We start from the raw sequence: 775 nt of genomic DNA on the forward strand, positions 1-775 counted from the left end.
GCGCTGGCCGAATACCTGCATGCTCGGGACTATCGGGTCTGCGTCGTCAATCCAGCTTCGATCGCAAAGTTCGCCGTACTTGAGCTGCGGCGCGTCAAGACTGACAAAGCCGATGCCAAGATCATTGCTGCCTACGCTAAGCACAAAGGCGATTCGCTGCGTCAGTGGGCGCCGGAGTCAGAGGCTCAAAAACGGCTGCGGGCGCTGGTGCGCCGCCTGGACGACTTGAAGGAAATGCAGCAGATGGAGCAGAACCGCCTGGAGGTAGCGCCGCTGGCGGTGCAGCCATCGATCACGGCAGTGATTGGGCATATTGCCGATGAGATAAAGAAGACATGCGAGGCCATCAAACAGACCATCAATGACGACCCGGACCTGCGCGGGCGACGCGACCTGATCACATCCATAAAAGGTCTGGGCGACACCACGGCAGCCTTGCTGCTTGCCGAGCTGGGCGACCCGCTGAAGTACAAAAGCCCTGCTTCGATCGTTGCATTTGCTGGGCTGAACCCGACAGTTCACCAATCAGGCGAAAAGGTCGGTCAGACGGCCATCTCGCGTGTTGGATCTTCCAGGCTGAGGGCGGGGCTGTTCATGGCTGGCACAGTAGCGATGCGCTACAACCCAGTGGTCAAGGCGTTGGCAGACCGGCTGGAGGCTCGGCGCAAAGCGTATAAACAGATCGTATGCGCGGCGATGCGCAAGTTGTTGTACCTGGTGTACGGCGTGGTGAAATCTGGAAAGCCGTTCGACCCTCAAATCGCGCTTGTGAAGT

1 protein-coding gene is annotated in these 775 nt (G+C 59.0%); it reads left to right on the forward strand.

Annotated elements, in window-relative coordinates; all coding sequences use genetic code 11:
* Window positions 1-775 (forward strand): IS110 family transposase (locus ACF8GB_RS12485; RefSeq protein WP_392527113.1); only part of this gene is annotated, 775 nt, incomplete at both ends.

The sequence above is a fragment of the Pseudomonas sp. xss_4 genome, assembly GCF_043104125.1.
In the GTDB taxonomy this organism is placed as follows: domain Bacteria; phylum Pseudomonadota; class Gammaproteobacteria; order Pseudomonadales; family Pseudomonadaceae; genus Aquipseudomonas; species Aquipseudomonas parafulva_B.